The sequence below is a fragment of the Thermostichus sp. MS-CIW-34 genome (assembly GCF_054060435.1).
The window spans coordinates 103,765-121,633 of record NZ_JBSSDE010000003.1; the positions used below are offsets into that span (position 1 = coordinate 103,765).

Here is a 17,869-nt window from a genome sequence, read left to right on the forward strand (position 1 = left end):
AGGGGCTCTTTTGTGGCGTTTGACCTGTGGGTAAGTGGCTTTTTCCCCGAAAAGCTCTTTCCCAGCTTGGGAAGCAAATAAGTTGCGGCGGCTGAGTTCAGCTTTCACCCACAGCCTTGTTGGGGATAGCTTGTGCCCATTTCTGTTTTTGTTTTTTTACTGTTGAGGATCTAAACCCATATGCCAACACCACGTTCTTCAGTTGCTTCTCGTTCTGTGATCCCACAATCCACCTCTTCCGTTCAGATGATTCCGCTGGGCGGCGAGCGGGAGATCGGCAAAAACACATGGGCCTTCCGCTACGAGGACGACATTATCCTCTTGGATGCCGGTTTGGCTTTTCCCGATGAGAGCATGCACGGCGTGAACATCGTGCTGCCGGACATGACCTACATCAAGCAAAACCGCGACAAAGTGCGGGGGATGGTGATTACCCACGGCCATGAAGATCACATCGGCGGGATCCCGTATCACTTGCGGGAGTTCGATATTCCGGTCATCTACGGCCCCAGATTGGCGCTGGCGCTGCTGGAAGAGAAATTGCGGGAAGTGGGCCTGCTCAACCGCACAGAGCTGCGTCCTGTTGGCCCCCGTGAAATCGTTCCCTTGAGTAAGCACTTTTTTGCCGAATTCATTCGCAACACCCACTCTTTTGCCGATAGCTTTACGGTGGCTCTGCACACGCCTGTGGGCGTCATTATTCAGACCGGCGACTTTAAGATCGACCATACCCCCGTGGATGGGGAGTACTTCGACCTGCAGCGGTTGGCCGAACATGGGGAAAAGGGAGTGCTCTGCCTGATCAGCGACTCCACCAACGCGGAAGTGCCGGGGTTTACCCCTTCCGAAGCCTCTGTGGTGCCGGGTCTCACCAAGGCCATTGCCGGAGCCAAAGGGCGGGTGATCATCACTACCTTTGCTTCTTCGGTGCATCGTCTCAACTTGGTGCTGCAGATCGCCGAACAGCAGGGTCGGGTGGTGTCTCTGCTGGGCCGCTCCATGCTGAATGTGGTGGCTCACGCGCGGCGTTTGGGCTACATCCGCTGCAAGGACGAAACGCTGCAGCCGATGCATGTGATCAACAGCCTGCCGGATGACCGGGTGATCATCCTCACCACCGGATCCCAGGGAGAACCTCTAGCTGCTCTCACCCGCATTGCCAACGGTGAGCACCCGCAGTTGCAAATCAAGCCAGGAGACACGGTGGTGTGGTCGGCCAACCCGATCCCTGGCAACACCATCGCGGTCTCGCGGGTCATCGACAAGCTGATGGAGCTGGGAGCCAATGTCATTTACGGCAAAGACAAGGGCCTGCACGTTTCCGGCCACGGCTGCCAGGAAGACCAGAAGCTGATGATTGCCCTCACCCGCCCCAAGTTCTTCGTTCCCACCCACGGGGAATACCGCATGCTGGTCAAGCACGCCGAAACCGCCATGAGCATGGGGATCCCGCGGGAAAACATTGTAATCATCGACAACGGCGATGTGGTGGAGGTGAACCGGGAGCGCATTGCCATCACGGGCCGCGTCCCCTCTGGCCTGCAGATGATCGCCGCTTCCCACGATGGAGTGGTGATGGATGAGATGCTGCAGGAGCGGCAGCAGATCGCCAAAGATGGCATGGTGACGGTGGTGATCAGCCTGGACGGCAGCGGCCAGTTGCTCTGCACCCCGCAGGTGCAAACCTTTGGCTTGGCGGGGGAAGGGAACCAACTCAAGGGATCCGACCTGAAACCCCTTCTGGAGAACACCCTTCGGCAAGCGTGGCCCCAATTTGCTCGCTCGCTGGAGCGGGGCAGCCTGGACATCGACTGGGCCGGCCTTAAGGGCGAAGTGGAGCGGGTGGTGCGCCGTTTCTTGCGAGAACAATTGCCCGGCAAGCCCACGGTGGCGGTTTTTGTGCAATCCCCTGAAGAGGAGTCTGTGTCTTCCTTGAGTGTGGAAACCCAACCGGAGCCGGTAGCGGGTGCTCTGGGCCGGCGGCGGCGTTCCTCGGCAGCGGTAGCTGCTTCCTAAAACTGGCCCGTTCTCCGTGGCTGGATCGTCTAAGCGCCTTTGGGATCCCTTGCCGAGCGCAGGGATCCTTCCTATTGTGCCGGCTTGTATCCATCCGTGAGAAAACTGCGGAGGGCAGACTCTGCCGCCGCATCTGGTTGCAGGGATCCCACCTCGCTAAAGGGAGGGCAGCGGGGTTGGGGAGGGAGCGGTTGCCGAAGGGCGCTCAAGAAGGCATCGGCCAAATCGGCGTAGCCCCGGTCGTTGGGGTGAAAGCCGTCGGCCAGCGGGCCGGGAAAGAAGGACTCGCGTCGGTAGGAGCGGGGATCGCAGAGCAAGTCCACCACTGGGATCCCCTGTTGGCTTAAGGGGTTGATGGCCCGTTGCGTGAGGCTAACCGAGATCAGGGAGAGCAGTTGGCGCACGCTGCTGGGTTGCTGCTGACCCAGAGGAATCAGGGCGAAGTTGGGCAGGTTGGCCACCGCCAGGCGAGCTTGAGGGGCACGGGCACGCACCGCTTGCAGCAGGGTTTGGTAATCGGCGGCGAATTGTCGGATCTGCTGATCGACGAAGGGCAAGGGATCCTCACCTTGGAGAGCCCGTTGAGCCGCCGCCAGAGCGATGGCGTTGGTATCGTTTCCGCCCACCCAAATGGTGATCAGGGTGGCATCGGGGGGAAGGCGCGGCACTTGATCCTGCAGCAAATTGGCCGGGATCCCCTGCCTCAGGGCTTGCATGGCGGGGCTGAGCACCGCTCCCGAACGGCCCAGGTTGATAAGCTCCACTGGGCCGGGCAGCAAGCGAGCCAGGCGGGGCACATAGCCCGTTCCATTGGGGCAGTCCAGGGGCTCTGAGCGCTGGGGTCGAGTGCCGGCGGCGTTGGCTGGGCCATCACAGGAAATGGAGGCGTTGTAGCCAACGGCATCGCTGGCTCCCAGGGCAACGTAGCGGGTGAGGGTGGGTGGGCTGGGCACAACAGGGGATCCAGAACTGGCAGAGCAGGCGGTTAGCCCCAAACTGAGTATCAAAATCAGCAGGGAGAGGAGGAACACCCAGCTGTCTTGTTGTCTTGGAGTCGAGTTTTCTGGGGTTCGGGTGCTGGCATCCTTTGCAGAGAGAGGCATGGGAAAGCGGGCATAGATAGGGCGAGGCGGGAAGCACCCCCAGACAGGCTAGCCAAGGATCCCAAAATTGGCGAGGTATGGTGGGAGTATGCCGCTACGGTTTTGCAAGTCCCGCACCTACCACGATCCCCTGCATGGCGCCATCAGCCTGAATGGAGGGGACGCGGTTGAGGCTCTGCTCATTCGCCTGATCGATACACCGGCCTTTCAGCGGCTGCGCCGCATTCGCCAGTTGGACACGGCCTTTTTTACCTTCCATGGGGCAGAGGGATCCCGCTTTACCCATTCGGTGGGGGTGCTGCAGGTAACGCGGCGGCTGTTCGACAAATTGGCCCATCGCCACCCGGAGCTGCGTCCCTATCGGGCGGTAACCTTGGCCTCGGCTCTGCTGCACGACATTGGCCATGCCCCTTTTAGCCATGCCGGGGAAGAGATCTTCGGCTGCCGGCACGAGGTTTGGACGGCCCGCATTCTCCGGGAGGATCCCCAGGTGAGGACGCTGCTGGCGGAGTTTGATTCCCAACTGCCGGCCCAGATGCAGCAAGTGCTGCAGAAGCAGTTTCCCCTGCCGCTGGTGGGGCAACTCATCTCCAGCCAACTGGACTGCGACCGCTTCGATTACCTGATGCGGGATAGCCTGCTCACGGGTGCCCAATACGGCCACCTGGACTTGGATCGCATCCTAACGGTGCTGGATTATGACCCGGAGACGGGATCCCTGTCCATCCCGGCTCGCAAAGGCCTGGGGGCCATCGAGCACTACCTGGTGGTGCGCTATTTCATGTACACCCAGGTGTACCAGCACCCCAAGAGCCTCTGTGCCCGTTTTATCTTGGAGCGGCTATTCAGGCGGGCAGAGGCGCTCCTGCAAAGGGGGGAGATTGAGCTGGATCCCATCCTCAGCGCTTGGTGCTGGGCCTCGCTGGCGGCTCAAAAAGGGGATCCCTTCGAGTTGCCGCTCCCCCTCTACTTGGCTGCCGACGATATCATCTTCAGCTACCCCATGCGCCTCTGGGCCATGTCGGGGAAGGATCCCATCTTGGCGGATCTGTCGCGGCGCTACTTGGAGCGGGATTTGTTCAAGGCCCGCAACATTACCCAGTTGTCTGAGGAACAACGCCAAACCCTGGTGGCTGCTGTGCAGGCCAAAATGCTGCGGGATGGGCTGGATCCTGAAAGTTACTTGGGCATCCGCTCTGCCCACGTCCAGGGCTATAGCTTTTATGACCAAGGGATCCAGCTCAAAACCGAGCGTGGCTATGAAGAAATTGCCCATCTTTCCCCTTTGGTGCGTGCCTTGGTGGAAACCCAGCGCCAGGTCTGGCTAATCTTTCCCCGGCCCTATGGCGATATCGTAGAGGGGGTTTTGTCTGCCTAGAAAATCATTGGGCCATCCCAGAGCTAGAGCATTAGAGGTGGGAATCTGTTCGTAAACTACCCGACCCCGACCGCTAAGCGGTACGGGGCGGGCTTTCAGTAGCCCTGAGCCTGCTCTGCTCTACCAGAGAACAAAACAAGCCCGGACCTCTAGGCTGGTTTACGACAGCCCCAAAAAGCGCAATCACATTCGCACCATTCAAATCCGCATCCCCTTCCCATCCACAGTGCCCACACTTAAACGACTTACCACTGCGGTAGGACTTGCCCTGCTCAGGGTGGATGTGCAAACACCGGTGGCAGGTCTGCGACGTGTAGGCAGGCGGCACCAGAATCAAAGCAACCCCTGCACGCAGAGCCTTGTACTCCAGAAATTGACGGAGTTGATAAAACGCCCAACTGTTGGCCCTGCGCCGTTCGGCTTTGCTGCGTGGCTGTTGATTGACCCTTTCCCGGATCCCTGTCAGGTCTTCCAGAGCAATAGCGCTGTTGGTAGCCTTTGCCCTAGAGACAATAGCTTTGGAGATGCGATGATTGACCCACGCTTGAAAGCGTCTCTCCTTGCCAGACAGCCGTTGCAACAGTTCTCTGCATCTGCGCCGCGAACTGCGGGTGCCCTTACTGGCTTTGTGTTGGAGTACCGCCCTCAACCGAAAGTAGTGGTCTCGGACTTTGTTCAACTGCTGTCCATTCCAGTTCTTCCCCTCTGAGGTATGGGCGATATCTATCCTTCCCAAGTCCACCCCGATCACCTTGTCGGTATCTTGCTGCTTGGGTGGTTTTTCCTCTACGCAAATCTGGATGTAGTAGGAGCCATCTTTGCGCTTGATCAGCGTGGCGGCTTTTGGGTTGGAACCAGCCAGCATCCCGCGCTGGTAGTTACCAATGGCCAGCCCAAAGCGCTCCCGACCCTCCACCGTGGCCAGCGACACCGTCCAGTCTTTCTCGCGAAACGAGAAGATACGTGCGTCGTAGGCGACGAACCTACGCTTGAACTCTTTAACCGGACGGTTGCGCTGTCTCGCCACTTTGCGAGCGCCTGCCACCCGCCTGCACACCTGTTGAGCCAAGTTACTGGACAAGCCGAACCGGGCTCGAATCTCGTAGTAGCAAAGGGATTGCAGTTTGACCGCGTTGACGATCTTCTCCGGCATGTTTTGGTTGACCCAGTTCAATGCCTGTACAAAGGCATCCATCGTCGCGTCCAATTTGGCGGCTTGCGATGGGGACACCTTGAGCTTACAGGATATGGTCAGGACTTGGCTCATAAGTTCATTGTACTTCAATTGTACTTCATCAAAGCGCATTCCTCCCGGCACTGACCCTACGGGTACAGTGCGGGGCTCCTGCGATTTCTAGCTGAGCACATCTAAACTGAGCACATCTAAACAACGAGGGAAGCAGGAGTGGGGATCCGAGAAATCCTAACGGGGGTATTGTCCTTAACAGCTTTGGCGATTGCCCTAGTGGCTCTGCAACTGAGGCGAGCGTTGCGGGCTTCCCCCTGGCTGAGGGATCCCCCGGCGGAACAGGCAGGGGAAATCGCGGCCGGGATGGAGCGGCTGGCGGTGATCGTGCCCGCCTACAACGAGGCCGAGAACGTGGTGGGCTGCCTCAGCAGCATTCTGGACAGCACCTCTGCCCCTTTACAGGTGTGGTTGGTGGACGATGAATCCACGGATGCCACCTGGGAGTTGGCCCAAGCCCTGGCTGCCGAACGGCAAGATCCGCGCCTACACCTGCTCAAGGGGGATCCCCGTCCCAAAGGCCAAAGGTGGGTGGGCAAAAACTGGGCCTGTGCCCAAGCCGTCGCCCGCGTAGAAGCCGACTACTTGCTGTTTCTGGATTGCGACGTGCGGCTGGGATCCGGTGCCATTGAAGCGGCCTTAGGACATTTGCTGGCAAGCGGCAGCGGCTTGGTGAGTGTAGGGCCGCAATTGGTGTGCGGTTGCCTAGCGGAGTGGCTGGTGCAACCCATCATGATGACCATCCTGGCGGTGGGTTACAACTTTGTCGCCGTGAACGATCCCGACAACCCCAAAGCCTTTGCCTTTGGTCCCTTCCTGCTGTTTCGCCGCTCTGCCTACGAGCAAGTTGGCGGGCATGCCGGAGTGGCCGATGTGGTGATCGAGGATGTGGCCCTGGGGCAACGGATCAAAGCCCAGGGGTTGGGCCTGCAAATTTGCCTGGGAGGGCCGCGGGTGCGCAGCCGCATGTATGCCAACGGGGCTGCCCTTTGGGAAGGGTGGACCAAAAACTGGTTCCTGGGCCTGGAGCGCAACTGGGCCTTGGCGGTGTTGGCAATGGGTACGGTCTTGGGGATCTGCAGCTTGCCCTGGTTGGGGGTGATCCTGGCTGGGGCTACGGGATCCCTGGAGGTGCTGTTGGCCAGCTTGGCAGGGATCCTGGCCCAATTGGCCATCCGGCTTCTGCTCCGGCATTGGGCGCATCTGCCCCTCTGCTACTGGTGGCTAACGGCAGTGGGGGGTTGGGCGACAGCGGCCATCATCTTGGCTTCGGCCATCCGCACCACCACCGGCCGCAACTGGACTTGGCGGGGCCGTTCTCTCGCCGTCCACTGACCGGAGTGCGCCAACACCCCAGAAATGGTACAAGAACATGGTCTAATGGGGGATGTTCGGAAAACAGGCAAGCTGGGTTTAGAAACAGCGGAATAGCACACCATGCAGGCTCTGGTCATCGGATCTGGGGGGCGAGAACACGCTCTGGCCTGGAAGCTGTTGCAGTCTCCCCAGGTTACTCGGATCTACTGTGCCCCCGGCAACGGCGGCATGCAGCAGCTGCCCCGCTGTCAATCCGTGGCTTTGGCGGCTACCGACATCGAAGGGCTGGTGCGGTTTGCTACCGTACAAGGGATCCGCCTGACGGTGGTAGGGCCAGAGCTGCCCTTGGTGCAGGGGATCGTGGACGCCTTCCAGGCAGCAGGGTTGCCCATTTTCGGGCCTAGCCGCGCCGCTGCCCAACTGGAAGGAAGCAAACTCTGGGCTAAGCAATTGATGCAAGAGGCGGGGATCCCGACTGCTCGCGCTACCGGCTTTGCTGAGCTATCTGCCGCTGTGGCCTATCTCGACTCCCAGAGTTTCCCAGTGGTCATCAAAAAAGATGGACTGGCTGCCGGCAAGGGGGTAACCGTTGCCCAAAACCGGGAAGAAGCCGTGCAAGCCCTGGAAGCAGCCCTGGCCAAGCCGGGCGATCAGGTGCTGATCGAGGAGTTTATCCCCGGCCAGGAGGTGTCGGTTTTGGCTCTAACCGATGGCCAGATCTGTGTGCCGCTGCCACCTGCCCAGGACTACAAGCGCCTTGGCGAGGGCGATACTGGCCCCAACACCGGCGGCATGGGAGCTCATGCCCCTGCGGATCACCTGGTCACTCCAGAAGGGTTGGCCCGCATCCAAACCCAGATCCTGGATCCCACCCTGGAGGCTTTGCAACGGCGGGGCATCCGCTACCAGGGGGTGATCTATGCCGGTTTGATGATCACGCCCAGTGGGGATCCCTACGTGTTGGAGTACAACTGCCGCTTTGGGGATCCCGAAGCTCAGGTCATCCTGCCCTTGCTGGAAAACCCTTTGGACGAGGTGCTGCTGGCCTGTATAGAAGGACGGCTGGCCCAAATCCAGCTCAAATGGAAACCCGGCTATGCCGCCTGCGTGGTGATGGCAGCCCCAGGCTATCCCGATGCCTACGAGCGAGGGATCCCCATCTCCGGCTTGGATGCAGCTGCCACCACGGGGGCGTTGGTGTTTCATGCGGGTACCCGCCAGGCAGGCAAGCAGCTCCTGAGCGATGGCGGGCGCGTTCTCTGTCTTACCGGCCAAGGGGCAACCCTATCCGAGGCCCTGCGCCAAGCCTACGCAGCTGTGGAGCAAGTGCAGTTTCCCAGGGCCTACTACCGTTCCGACATCGGCAGCCACGCCCTGGGGCCTGCCGTCCGCCGAGGAGTGATCCCTACCCCATAAAGCCATCCCTTGCCCTCTCAGCTGCAGCCGGATGGAAGAAGCCCCAGAGGGGTCGCTCCTCCAGGGCCCATAAAGCAGCTTTGAAAAAAGCTTTGATGCTTAGACGATAGCGCTTTCGGTAACAAGACGGCAACAGTGATATCAAAAGCTCAACTTTACTTTAGACTCCTTAACAATAGCCCTCTGCTTTGACTAGGCACGGATATTGCTGAGCTGAGTCTCTCCCCTCTCGAGGGGGATCCCCCATTAGCCCACTTGAACTGTTGCGGACCCGGATCCCCTAGAGCAGGCATTTCCTCTCCCAGGGTGGAAGAGGGGTTGGGGGTGGTCGTCTGGGGCAGCGCATGGCAGAGGAGCATGACTCTAGTCAATAATAAGCTCAACTATACTGAAAATAATGTATAATATGTTCAGTACAGATTACTACCAGTTGATCTTTCTGTTTACTTTCGAGTCTGCCAACATGGTAGCCAAAGCAAAGCAGAAAATTGGTAGTAAGACGACACGGAAACTGCGCTTTGGGTATTCTACTCAAAGCTTTGCGGGATACCGCCATTCTGTTTGGAAACAAACAGAATGCTATCGCTGCATAGTTGAACAGTGATGTTCAGCAGTGTTCAGCGTAAATGTATCAGACTATCTCTCTCAAATAGATTCAGAGTAACTGCAATCACCATCCCTCGCCATCTTCAGGCCAAACTCTCGCAGAGCGGGCAAGAAATTTTTGTTTTCGTGATGGGATCGGCTCAACTTCAGCAAGGCAAATCTCTGGATATCGTGCAAGTTTCTCCAGAAATCGAGGGCAAGCCGGACCCCCAGGTCTTGAGCTTTTTGTTGGACAGCCATTGGGATCTGGTTGGGATTTTGCCATTCAGGCTGGGGGTCAATGGGAATCTCTTGCGCCTCTTCGTGGCAGATGGAGCGAACCAAATGGCGCAGATGGTTGCGGAGTTCTTCTAGATCCTGTGGAGATTCAGAGGGCCAATCAACACACTTCCGCCGCTCTTCTAAGGAAAACTTGGCCCATTGATGGAGCTTGAGCTTGATCCCGCACAAATCCAGCTTTAGGCGCAAGGTCATGGGGATGCATCGCAGAGAGTCGGCAAAATCTTGCTCAAACTGAAACAGAGTCATGGGAACCTCGATTAGGAACCAAATCTAGAGTTGAGGGGATTGCTTGAGCGGTGGGTCGGCTTTCTCAAGAGCAACGGCACAGGCTTTTAATTCCGGCTGGCCGGAATCGGGACAACTGATGTCATGGGTAAGGGCATTACACTCGGCTTGTTCTGCCCAGAGGGATCCCCAGTGCATGGGCACAAACACTGTTCCAGGGGCAATGTTGGCAGTTATCTTGGCCGGGAAATAGGCCCGTCCGCGGGCAGAACGCACCTGAACCCAATCTCCATCTTGGAGGCCCAGCTTTTCCGCATCGCGAGGATGGATTTCAATAAAGGGTTGGGGGTGCATGTGCTTGATTTTTTCAATCCTGCCGGTGCGGGTTTGGGTGTGCCAATGGCCGTAAAGCCTGCCCGTGGTTAATACGTAAGGGAACTGAGGGTTGGGTGGCTCCGCCAAGCCACGGGAAGGGTGGGGGATAAAGCGGGCGCGGCCATCGGGGGTCGGGAAACGCCAATCTGTGTAGAGGCGAGTGGACTTAGGGGCCGAGGTTCTTTCTTTGGGATAAGGCCATTGCTGAGGGCCTTGTTCTGCCAAAAGGGCATGGCTGAGGCCGGAGTGATCGCAGAGGCGATTTGCGGTAAGGGCGGCAAATTCTGCATAAACCTCTGCCGCGGTTTGGAAGGAAAATTGCGCTTCAAAGCCCAACCTGCGCCCCACTTCAGCAAAGATCTCCCAATCGGGTCGGGCTTCGCCAGGGGGATCTCGAAAGGCTTGACAAAGGGTAACCCTGCGCTCGGAGTTGGTCATCACCCCGGTTTTCTCGCTCCACTGGCAGGCGGGCAAAAGCAAATGGGCATATTCTGCCGTTTCTGTAGGGTAATAAGCCTCTTGGTAAACGGTAAAGGGAGACTTTTTCAGGGCTTTTTTGACCCGTTCCAGATCGGGGAAGCTCACCAAAGGATTGGTGGCCACAATCCAAAAGAACTGCAGGGATCCCGTCTCCAGAGCGGCAATCATCTCGGTGGCCCTCAGTCCTGGGTGGGGGGAGATGGAGCCGCCGGGCAAGCCCCAAGCCTGCTCCACCTCTGCCCGATGCTGGGGCTGGCTCACCAGCCGATATCCCGGCAGCAGATGAGATAACCCCCCCGCCTCTCGACCACCCATGGCATTGGGCTGGCCGGTCAAGGAAAAGGGGCCCGTCCCCGGTCGGCCAATTTGCCCGGTCAGGAGATGCAGGTTGATTAAGCTGGTGATCTTGGCGGTGCCCTCGCTGGACTGGTTTAGGCCCATCGACCAAAGGGATAGAACTCTCTGGGATCCCTGCCAAAGCTTGGCTGCTTCGATTAAATCCTCGGTGGCAATTCCGCAGCGCTGGGCCACAATCTGCGGTTCATAATCGGCCAGCAAAGCTGCATATTCAGCAAAACCTTGGGTGAAGCCCTCGATAAAATCAGCAGCAATGGATCCCCACTTTAACAACAAATGGGCAATCCCATTGAAAAGATCGATATCGGTTCCAGGACAAATTTTTAAGTGGAGATCAGCAGCTTCTGCTGTTTGAGTGCGCCGGGGATCCACGACCACCATTTTGAGGGGGGATCCGGGCTTGTGCCGCTTCTTCAAGCGATTAAAAAGAATGGGGTGGCACTCGGCGGTGTTGGTGCCCACCAGAAAAGCCAGATTGCAGAGATCGAGATCCTCGTAGCAGCAGGGGGGGCCATCGGATCCCAGGGATTGGGTGTAGGCCGAGACGGCTGAGGACATGCACAGGCGCGAGTTGGTGTCAAAATTATTGGTGCCCAGGCAGCCCTTAATGAGCTTTTGAGCAACGTAATAGTCTTCAGTGAGCAACTGCCCCGATCCATACATAGCCATGGAGTGAGGGTTGTCTTTGAGGCAGCGCAGCCGAGAAACCATCTCCTCAAAAGCCTGATCCCAAGAAATGCGACGAAAGGGCTGGCCCAAGCTCTCCCGAAACAGGGGAGAGAGCAGCCGATCCCGACCAACTGCCTCCAGGATCGTGGCCCCCTTTACACAGACCATCCCCAAGCTGGAAGGATGCTCCCGGTCGCCTCTCATTTTCCAGTCACCTGAGGCTGTCGAAACCGCCTCCAATCCACATCCCACACCGCAATAGGGACATAGGGTTTTGATGACAGCTTTTTCCGACTCCATCGCGGTCACCATGAGTTGGGATCCCTATTAAACGCCCAATTCTCTCGCATTTTGGATCCCTTAGCTGAGAAGAGCGGCAACTTGGATCTCCAAGCCAGGTAATACAACCTAGCTCTTGTCAGTGTCCTGTTCAGCTAGCCAAAGATGGCCATCTTGAGTTTGGATAAAAACGTATTTGCTTCTGGGAAAAATCAGCCAGACTTCCAGTACATCGGAGCTGAGATACTCTTGGGCTTTTAGGAAAATATCTTCTCCACAGTCGGTTGGAGAGAAGATCTCCTCAACCAGAGGATAGCTCTGCAGCAGCGTGGCAATATCCTCTCCAAATTGCTGGATTAAATCTGGAGATGAGTAGGCAGCATCAGGTCTTCTGACTCTGCCTTTGGTTTGGCCGGGAGCCTTCACCAAAACCATACCCCCCAATGGCTGACATTCAACATAACCGAGCCAACGGAAGAGAAGTCGGGTTTGGATCTTTGCATGCCCTAAGGTTTGCCCCACTTTCTCCACAATGTAGCCATCTACCCATTTGGTTTGGGCAACTGGATTGGCCAGATAGTCGGCAAGGGTTTTGGGCAAGCTAGAGACCCGCTCCTCCATTGGGAGATCGATTGGAGCTACCTGAACCGGAGCAGCGGCCATCAACTTCCCTCCCCAAGCGTTTTGATTCCTAGCTTAATCCTCCCTATGGGCAAAGCGACGATAGAGGAAGTCAAGGGCGCGGTTGCGCAATTCGTAGAACTCGGGCATTTCCATAATGCGGGAGCGAATGCGCGGTCGCTCAAAGGGAATGGTCAAGATCTCACCAATATGGGCAGCGGGGCCGTTGGTCATCATCACCACACGGTCTGACAAGTAAAGAGCTTCGTCGATGTCGTGGGTAATCATCAAAACTGTGCAGCGGTGATCCCGCCAAATGGCCAGCAGCTCATCTTGTAGATCTTCCTTGGTAATGGCATCCAAGGCCCCAAAAGGCTCATCCAAGAGCAAAACTTGCGGACGAACGGCAAGAGCACGGGCAATGGCTACCCTTTGCTTCATGCCTCCAGAAAGCTGCTTGGGCCGCTTGTGGGCTGCTTCCGCCAAACCTACCAATTCCAGATGTTCTTGAACAATTTCCCTTTTTTCCCACCGGGGTTTGGTTGGGTACACCTGATCCACCACCAGATAAATATTTTCAAAGGCAGTCAGCCAGGGCAAAAGGGAATAATGTTGAAACACCATCATCCGATCCGGCCCTGGGGAGGTGATGGGCTGGCCCTTGAGGGCGATGGATCCCGAAGTGGGGGTGGAAAACCCAGCCACCATGTTGATCAAGGTGGATTTGCCGCAACCCGAGTGGCCGATAATGCAGACAAACTCACCGGCAGCCACTTCCAGATTGATATTTTCCAGCGCAACGAAGGGCCCTGCTGAGGTGAAGTAGGTCTTGCCCACATTCTGAAGACAAAGAAGGGGCAGTCCTGCAACCGGAGAAGCAGAAGATAGCGGTGAGGAGAACGTGCGGGAGCTGGTCATCATGGTGTTTTCCAATTGAGGGGCTAAGGTAACAAAAGCTAAACTTCGCTGAGCCGGTACTCCTGCAGCTTCAGATCCTGCCGTATGGCCACAGACTCCAGGTAAGCAACGGGATCCTCTCCGTCAAAGCGGGATCCATCGCCAAAGAGTAAAGCTCCGCGGTCGTGGGCCCGATCCGGAAGGCCCAGTTCTCTGGCGGCTAGGGCGTAGGTTTCGCTGTCCAGAACTTGGTCGAGAACCGAAACCCAATTGCGGGGAAAAGGGCAGAGGCCCCAGCGAGCCATCTGCGTCAGGATCCAGAGGTGTTCCAACCTTTCGGGACAGGTGTTGCGCCCGTTGGCAAACTGGTGAAAACCGGTGAGGGCTTGGGATTCATCGGCAATTCCCCGCTGCAGAATACCCGTCCACCCCGGCTGCAGATCCTCCAGGGCCACGCCCACATACTGGGGCTGAGCCAGCCACTCCAAGATCTCAGAACGGTGCTGCGGCTGATCGCAGTAGTGACAAGCCTCCAGTAGTGCTTTGACCAGAGCCACGTGGGTGCGGGGGTAGCTTTGGGCCCAGTCCTGGCGCACCGTCAGCACCTTTTCGATGTGGCTGGGTAAGATTTCAGGGGTGGTGGCGACGATAACCCCCACCTGTTCCCGCACGGCGCGGGAGTTCCAGGGCTCGCCCACGCAGTAGCCATCGATGTTGCCGGCCTTGAGGTGGGCCACCATCTGCGGCGGCGGGATCACGGTTAACGTGACATCCCGATCCGGATCCACCCCCGCGCTAGCCAGCCAATGGCGCAGCAAGAAGTTTTGCATTGAGGCCGGGTGCACCACCCCTAGGGTATGAACCACGTCAGGAGTTTGCCGGAGGTGTTGGCGCAGATCCCAGGGACTGAGAACACCCTGCAGGCAAAGTCTGCGCCCAAAGGTAATGGCGTTGCCGCCGCGGGAGAGGGTTAGCGCGGTAATCAAAGGCACCGGAACTCCCCCTACTCCCAAGGTGGAAGCCAACGGGATCCCGGCCACCACCATAGCCGCGTCCAGCCGACCGGAGCGGATCCCTTCCCAGATGGTCTTCCAGCCTGGCTCTCGCACCAGGGTGACCTGCTCCAGGCCGTACTTTTGAAACAGGCCTTTTTCCTGCGCCACCACCAGAGGCGCGCAGTCGTTGAGGGGCACAAAGCCAATCTCCAAATTGACCTTCTCCAGGCCATGCTTGGCAATAGCCACAGAGATAGGCGTTTTCTGGCGAGCCCGCTTTTGCTGGTCGAGAAAGTAGATCATCTCTCCCCGCAGGCTGTAGTAATCGGGGTGACGCACCACTTCCAAACGATGGCGGGGTCGAGGAAAAGGGATCCGCAAAATCTGGCCAATGCGGGCAGCGGGGCCCTGGGTCATCATCACCACCCGATCCGAAAGCAAGAGGGCCTCATCCACATCGTGGGTAACCATGACACAGGTGAGCTGCTCCGCCTGGGCAATCTCCATCAGTTGCTCCTGCAGGTTGCCGCGCGTCAAGGCATCCAGAGCGCCAAAGGGCTCATCCAACAGCAGCACCCGCGGACGGATGGCCAAAGCCCGGGCAATGGCTACCCGCTGTTTCATCCCTCCTGACAGATGGGCCGGGCGTTTATCGGCTGCCCCCTGCAACCCCACCTGGCGGATGTGCTCTTCCACAATCCGGTCCCGCTCCGCTTTGGGAAGGGATCCCAGCACCTCGTCCACAGCCAGGGCAATGTTCTCCCGCACGGTCAGCCAGGGCAGCAGGGAATAGTTCTGAAACACCACCATGCGATCCGGGCCGGGATCTGTAACTTGTCGGCCCTCCAGGAGAATGCCTCCGCGGGAAGGCTTTTCCAGGCCGGCGATGATGTTGAGTAGGGTCGATTTGCCACAGCCGGAGTGGCCAATTAGCGAGACAAATTCCCCTTTTTGGATCTCCAGGTGGATGTCTTTCAGGACAGGATAGACCTCTCCGTTGTCGAGGAGAAATTCCTTGTCGACATGATCCACTTCAATGTAAGGCTGAGTCTTCATGATTCCCCTGAGATGATTTCTGAGAGCATGGAGAAATTGTCAGCAACCAATCTAAAACTCGGCCAAGCTCATTTAGCGATCCTCAGCCACCACCAGCGAGCCAATCCAAGCCGTGATGCGATCCAGCAGAAGACCCACCATCCCGACATAGATCAAAGCCAGAATGATTTCGCTGATGCGGGAGCTATTCCAGGCATCCCAGATGAAGAACCCGATGCCCACACCGCCAATCAACATCTCCGCCGCCACAATGGCCAGCCAAGACAAGCCCACCCCAATGCGCAAGCCGGTAAAAATGTAGGGTACAGTTGCCGGGAAAACGATTTTGAAAAAGTACTTCCAGCCGGACATGCGCACAATTCTGGCCACGTTGCGGTAGTCCTGTGGGATCTGCTGTACGCCGACAACGGTGTTGATCAAAATGGGCCAGAGGGCCGTAATGAAGATTACGAAAATGGCGGAAGGGTTGGCATCTCGAAAGGCAGCCAAAGAAATCGGCAGCCAGGCCAAAGGCGGCACCGTGCGCAACACCTGAAAAATGGGATCCAAAGCCTCGTACAGCCAGCGATTGACCCCGATGATCATGCCGCCCACAACCCCCACCAAGCCGGCCAGGGCAAACCCAATGAACACCCGCCGCAAGCTGGCCCAAATTTGCCAGAACAGCCCTTTGGCATTGCCGCCATAGTCAAAAAAGGGATCTTTAATGAGGGGATCCCAGGTGTCCTGCCAAACCTGGAGAGGGGTGGGCAAGTTGGCTCCGGGGCGGCTATAGGCAATTTGCCAGAGAACGAGCACTATTAAAATGGCCGTGGTGGGCAAAAGAACGCGGCGCAGCACTTGGTGGATTTGGACTCGCTGCCTCCAAGCAGAAGAAGATGCAGAGCTGGCCGGGGAGTGGAGCCCGGCATTGGACTGAAGAACAAAGCCTGGGCCGGTTTTCAGCAGCCAGTGGCCTAGGCCAACCAGTAGGGGAAGCAGGATCCGAAAGAGGTGGTAGCCCAACTGTAGGGCAGAGTGGAAAATCCTCATGGCTTGCTGGGAGTAAGGTTGAAGTCAACTTAAGAGGATCCCAAGAGAGAAGGGGTTTCAGTTGAACACTCTTTGTGGGGATTCGGGGATCCCTTCTCTCCTGGACAGAGGGTTTGCAGCTAACTTGCTGGGGAAAGTTGGGAAATTAGGCCAGCTTCTTAATCGCCAATTTCTCCAGGTAGGCGGCAGGATTTTCGGGATCGAACTGCACCCCGTCGAAGAAGGTTTCCACTCCTCGAGAGGTGCTGGGGGGAATGGCTGCCCCCTGACCAATGGCTTTGGCAGCTTCTCGCCAGAGTTCTTCCCGATTCACCCGCTCCACCAAGGCTTTGGTATCGGTGTCGGCAGGTAGATAGCCCCAGCGGATGTTTTCGGTCAAGAACCAGAGATCGTGGCTCTTGAAGGGGTAGGAAGCGTAGTTCTGCCAGAACTTCATCAGGTGGGGGCTGTTTTCAACGACCTTGCCGGTGCCGTAGTCAAAAGTGCCCCGAGAACGGCCCAAGATATCGGGCACAGGCACCCCCAGCCAGCGGCGGTCGCCGATGATGCGACACATCTCCTCTTTGTTTTCCATCTGGTCGCACCAGATCTGGGCTTCTAGCACCGCTTTCAACAGGGCAAGGGTGGCTTTCGGGTGCGCATCCACCCAGTCGGCCCGCAGGGCAAAGGCCTTTTCCGGGTGGCCGTTCCACAGCTCGCCGGTGGTGAGGGCAGTATACCCCTCTTTTTGGTTCACCAGCTGGGCATTCCAAGGCTCGCCCACACAGAAGGCTTCCATGGTTCTGGATTTCATATTGGCCACCATCTGCGGCGGCGGCACCACAATGATGGAGACGTCGCTAGTGGGATCGATCCCGCCTGCGGCCAGCCAGTAGCGCATCCACATGTCGTGGGTACCGCCGGGGAAGGTCATCGCACATTTGGGATCCCCGCCGGCAGCTCGGACCTCGGCAAACTTGGCCTTGAGGGGGGAACTATCCAGGCCGATTTGCAAATCCCGATATTGGTTGGAAATGCTAATGCCCTGACCGTCCAGATTGAGACGGGCCAAAATGTACATAGGCACCGGCTTGCCATCGGTAACTTTGCCGGTGGTGATGAGGTAGGGCATGGGGGTGAGGATGTGTGCCCCATCGATGCCGCCGGCGGCGGATCCCAGCACCAAATTGTCGCGGGTGGTGCCCCAAGAGGCCTGCTTGACCACCTCCACGTCCTTCATGCCGTACTTGTCAAAGAACCCCTTTTCTTTGGCGATGATCAGGGGGGCCGCGTCGGTTAGAGCGATGAACCCCAGCTTGGCGCTGGTGGTTTCGGGAGTATCGGCCTGCGCCACCCAGTAGCCTTTGCCCAAGGATTGCGATTGGGCGCGCGGGATCCCAGCCGTGGCCGCCCCAGCCGTGAGAGCAGCCACCCCGGCCAAAAATTGCCGACGGGAGACGGGAGAGGAAGTGCTGAACAGCTTAGACATCGAAACCTCCAAGATTTACAACGACGAAGAAAGAAAAACTTTCAGGACGGC

Annotated in this window: 13 protein-coding genes; 4 read left to right on the top strand and 9 right to left on the bottom strand. The window is 57.8% G+C overall.

All coding sequences use genetic code 11. The features are described 5' to 3' along the window. Positions 1-180: 180 nt before the first annotated feature. On the top strand, positions 181-2,016 hold the full coding sequence (locus ACVWYY_RS02015; protein WP_457402822.1) for a ribonuclease J: 1,836 nt from the start codon (positions 181-183) through the stop codon (positions 2,014-2,016). 71 nt (positions 2,017-2,087) lie between these two features. Here the strand turns inward: ACVWYY_RS02015 and ACVWYY_RS02020 are convergent, their stop codons facing one another. Next, a complete protein-coding gene (locus ACVWYY_RS02020; RefSeq protein ID WP_457439441.1) occupies positions 2,088-3,119 on the bottom strand; it encodes an SGNH/GDSL hydrolase family protein in 1,032 nt (343 codons plus the stop codon). A gap of 88 nt (positions 3,120-3,207) precedes the next feature. Between ACVWYY_RS02020 and ACVWYY_RS02025 the strand changes: the two genes are divergently transcribed. Then, complete coding sequence (locus tag ACVWYY_RS02025) at positions 3,208-4,497, top strand: HD domain-containing protein (RefSeq protein ID WP_414342966.1); 1,290 nt, start codon at positions 3,208-3,210, stop codon at positions 4,495-4,497. Positions 4,498-4,570: 73 nt separating this feature from the next. Here the strand turns inward: ACVWYY_RS02025 and ACVWYY_RS02030 are convergent, their stop codons facing one another. Next, entirely contained in the window at positions 4,571-5,764 is a 1,194-nt protein-coding gene (locus tag ACVWYY_RS02030; RefSeq protein ID WP_457402826.1) for an RNA-guided endonuclease InsQ/TnpB family protein, read from the bottom strand. Positions 5,765-5,947: 183 nt separating this feature from the next. On the opposite strand from ACVWYY_RS02030, the gene ACVWYY_RS02035 reads away from it, so the two are divergent. Further along, the gene (locus tag ACVWYY_RS02035; RefSeq protein ID WP_457439443.1) at positions 5,948-7,078 is read left to right on the top strand and encodes a glycosyltransferase; all 1,131 of its coding nucleotides are present in this window, start codon (positions 5,948-5,950) and stop codon (positions 7,076-7,078) included. 102 nt (positions 7,079-7,180) lie between these two features. Next, positions 7,181-8,476 (top strand): phosphoribosylamine--glycine ligase, encoded by a 1,296-nt coding sequence (purD, locus tag ACVWYY_RS02040; RefSeq protein ID WP_457439445.1) that lies wholly within the window; start codon positions 7,181-7,183, stop codon positions 8,474-8,476. Between the two features lie 645 nt (positions 8,477-9,121). Here purD and ACVWYY_RS02045 read toward each other — a convergent pair. The 7 genes from ACVWYY_RS02045 to ACVWYY_RS02075 form a co-directional block, all read right to left on the bottom strand. Continuing rightward, the gene (locus tag ACVWYY_RS02045) at positions 9,122-9,610 is read right to left on the bottom strand and encodes a nitrate reductase associated protein (protein ID WP_457439447.1); all 489 of its coding nucleotides are present in this window, start codon (positions 9,608-9,610) and stop codon (positions 9,122-9,124) included. A 24-nt stretch (positions 9,611-9,634) separates the two neighbouring features. Then, entirely contained in the window at positions 9,635-11,770 is a 2,136-nt protein-coding gene (locus ACVWYY_RS02050; RefSeq protein ID WP_457439464.1) for a molybdopterin oxidoreductase family protein, read from the bottom strand. A gap of 108 nt (positions 11,771-11,878) precedes the next feature. Next, positions 11,879-12,412, bottom strand: a complete 534-nt coding sequence (locus ACVWYY_RS02055; protein ID WP_457439448.1) for a Uma2 family endonuclease — start codon at positions 12,410-12,412, stop codon at positions 11,879-11,881. A gap of 33 nt (positions 12,413-12,445) precedes the next feature. After that, on the bottom strand, positions 12,446-13,288 hold the full coding sequence (locus ACVWYY_RS02060; protein WP_099884219.1) for an ABC transporter ATP-binding protein: 843 nt from the start codon (positions 13,286-13,288) through the stop codon (positions 12,446-12,448). A gap of 38 nt (positions 13,289-13,326) precedes the next feature. Then, on the bottom strand, positions 13,327-15,318 hold the full coding sequence (locus ACVWYY_RS02065; protein WP_457439450.1) for a nitrate ABC transporter ATP-binding protein: 1,992 nt from the start codon (positions 15,316-15,318) through the stop codon (positions 13,327-13,329). Between the two features lie 72 nt (positions 15,319-15,390). Beyond that, positions 15,391-16,350: a nitrate ABC transporter permease gene (ntrB, locus tag ACVWYY_RS02070; RefSeq protein WP_457439452.1), complete on the bottom strand. Its 960-nt coding sequence runs from the start codon at positions 16,348-16,350 to the stop codon at positions 15,391-15,393. 145 nt (positions 16,351-16,495) lie between these two features. After that, complete coding sequence (locus ACVWYY_RS02075) at positions 16,496-17,818, bottom strand: CmpA/NrtA family ABC transporter substrate-binding protein (protein ID WP_457439454.1); 1,323 nt, start codon at positions 17,816-17,818, stop codon at positions 16,496-16,498. Positions 17,819-17,869 lie beyond the last annotated feature (51 nt).

What these genes read in the sequence shown, in the direction of transcription:
- ACVWYY_RS02015 (WP_457402822.1), top strand. Translation starts at nt 181, where the DNA reads ATGCCAACACCACGTTCTTCAGTTGCTTCTCGTTCTGTGATCCCACAA.
- ACVWYY_RS02020 (WP_457439441.1), bottom strand. Translation starts at nt 3,119, where the DNA reads ATGCCTCTCTCTGCAAAGGATGCCAGCACCCGAACCCCAGAAAACTCG.
- ACVWYY_RS02025 (WP_414342966.1), top strand. Translation starts at nt 3,208, where the DNA reads ATGCCGCTACGGTTTTGCAAGTCCCGCACCTACCACGATCCCCTGCAT.
- ACVWYY_RS02030 (WP_457402826.1), bottom strand. Translation starts at nt 5,764, where the DNA reads ATGAGCCAAGTCCTGACCATATCCTGTAAGCTCAAGGTGTCCCCATCG.
- purD (WP_457439445.1), top strand. Translation starts at nt 7,181, where the DNA reads ATGCAGGCTCTGGTCATCGGATCTGGGGGGCGAGAACACGCTCTGGCC.
- ACVWYY_RS02045 (WP_457439447.1), bottom strand. Translation starts at nt 9,610, where the DNA reads ATGACTCTGTTTCAGTTTGAGCAAGATTTTGCCGACTCTCTGCGATGC.
- ACVWYY_RS02050 (WP_457439464.1), bottom strand. Translation starts at nt 11,770, where the DNA reads ATGGAGTCGGAAAAAGCTGTCATCAAAACCCTATGTCCCTATTGCGGT.
- ACVWYY_RS02055 (WP_457439448.1), bottom strand. Translation starts at nt 12,412, where the DNA reads ATGGCCGCTGCTCCGGTTCAGGTAGCTCCAATCGATCTCCCAATGGAG.
- ACVWYY_RS02060 (WP_099884219.1), bottom strand. Translation starts at nt 13,288, where the DNA reads ATGACCAGCTCCCGCACGTTCTCCTCACCGCTATCTTCTGCTTCTCCG.
- ACVWYY_RS02065 (WP_457439450.1), bottom strand. Translation starts at nt 15,318, where the DNA reads ATGAAGACTCAGCCTTACATTGAAGTGGATCATGTCGACAAGGAATTT.
- ntrB (WP_457439452.1), bottom strand. Translation starts at nt 16,350, where the DNA reads ATGAGGATTTTCCACTCTGCCCTACAGTTGGGCTACCACCTCTTTCGG.
- ACVWYY_RS02075 (WP_457439454.1), bottom strand. Translation starts at nt 17,818, where the DNA reads ATGTCTAAGCTGTTCAGCACTTCCTCTCCCGTCTCCCGTCGGCAATTT.